The organism is Xanthocytophaga flava, assembly GCF_030068545.1.
Classification (GTDB): domain Bacteria; phylum Bacteroidota; class Bacteroidia; order Cytophagales; family 172606-1; genus Xanthocytophaga; species Xanthocytophaga flava.
On record NZ_JASJOR010000074.1, the window covers coordinates 1 to 1824 of the forward strand.

General features: G+C 37.1%; 2 protein-coding genes. Both read left to right on the forward strand.

Translation table 11 applies throughout. The features are described from left to right. Nucleotides 1-266, forward strand: a 266-nt coding sequence (locus QNI15_RS38760) for a T9SS type A sorting domain-containing protein (RefSeq protein ID WP_314037576.1), incomplete at its 5' end; no start/stop codon positions are given. Between the two features lie 384 nt (nucleotides 267-650). Continuing rightward, nucleotides 651-1824 (forward strand): hypothetical protein (locus QNI15_RS38765; RefSeq protein ID WP_314037578.1); only part of this gene is annotated, 1174 nt, incomplete at its 3' end.

Sequence of the window (1824 nt, forward strand, 5' to 3'; positions counted from 1 at the left end):
TGAAGATTGGTCAGGGCAGTGATGGATATAGTTTTGCCTTGTATCCCAATCCATCGGATGGTCAGAGTTTATATTTGCAGACAGACTATAGTGGAAAGGCAATGTTGAATCTGTATACGATTCAGGGAGTGTGTGTGAAGAGTATCGAGTTGGAAGTAGGTAGCGGAGAGACTTTGTTGCCAGTAAGCGGCTTGTCGTCAGGAGCTTATGTAATGCGGATCACTACTGATAAACAAGTTTCACATCAGAAACTCATTATCAGGTAAGAAAATAGTGATTTCTTCTCTATTTCGATAAACACTATAGTATGCCTCCTGCATAAAGTGAGAAACAGAGTAATTAGTGCAAAGAAGTGTATGTTTGTTATAGTTTCATATTAGTTAGAATTGTATTATAATCTGAAAATACATATAAGATTTCAGATTATATCAATGCAAGGAATAATCAATCAATTACTATACTTACTTATCCAAAAAGATAAATGTTTTTAATCTTCTTTTTGGGTAAGTACTAGTTTGACACTGAGTAAAATTATTAGGTTTCAAGAGAATGTATTCAATTCTGACATATGTAAGTTAAGGTATGGGTGTAGTACAATTGTAGAGTCGAATTTTGTGTAGAATTGCTGCGGAAAAATACTATCAAATGATATGCAGCATTTTTTTACAAGATTTTCATTGGCATATACACAGAAAGTTATATTGTTGCTTTTCTGTATAACGATTGGGGTAAAGATTCAGGCTCAGAATCTGGTTACAAATGGAAATTTTTCTAATGGAAATACCGGGTTTACTTCAGAATATACATATGTTGCTCCTTTAAATAATACAATTCTATATCCTGAAGGTCTCTATACATTAACATCAAATCCGGTCTCGGTTCACAACCTTTTTTGCAGTGCAGCATCAATTTCTTCTACATCAGGAAGTAATGTGCCTCCTTCAGGAGGTACTATGTTGGTTGGAAATGGATATGACGGAGCTTCCAAAAAACTATGGGCACAAACGGTTACGCTTACCCCCAATACTAACTATACCTTTACCTTTTATGCTGTTGCCTTAACTGACTATACTACCTTATCATTCGGATTGTATGGTAACTGTACACGTTTAGGACAAGATATTAAAGCAACTGCAACTTGTGGATGGAAGAAATATACGATGACCTTTAATAGTGGAGTCTTAACTTCACTCGAACTATCAATCCGAAATATAAGTCTTGTTACCTCAGGTAATGATATTGGGATAGATGATATTAGTTTGGTAAAGGATAATCCTGCTATTAACTATGCTACCATCAGTGATGACTTTGTGTGGCAAGGCTATACCACAGACTGGACCAAAGCTGATAACTGGGGATCGTGTACAGTACCTACCTGCTCAGATGATGTAGTTATTCCGACTGGTCTGACCAACTATCCTGTACTGGCTTCCAATACCACTGGAGCTGTACGTTCTATGACTATTCAATCAGGTGCTACCGTCACATTAAATAGCAGCAGTGAACTACAGGTGTGTGGTAATTTATTAAACAGTGGCACAATCTCTGCCAGTTCTACCGCTACCATTACCCTGATGGGGACTACCAATCAAGCCATCTCGGGCAGTAGCTCTACGAGTCCGTATGTGAACCTGAAAATTAATAAAAACTCAGGCTATGTGATTCCTTCCAATACGATCTATATTTCCAATACATTGAATCTGACCAAGGGAATTATCACAACCAATGGTTATGAGATGTATGTACTGAATGGGACAACAAGTGCAATTACTAACTTTTCATCTGCTTCTTATGTAGATGGAAATCTGAGAAGAGCTATCGGTT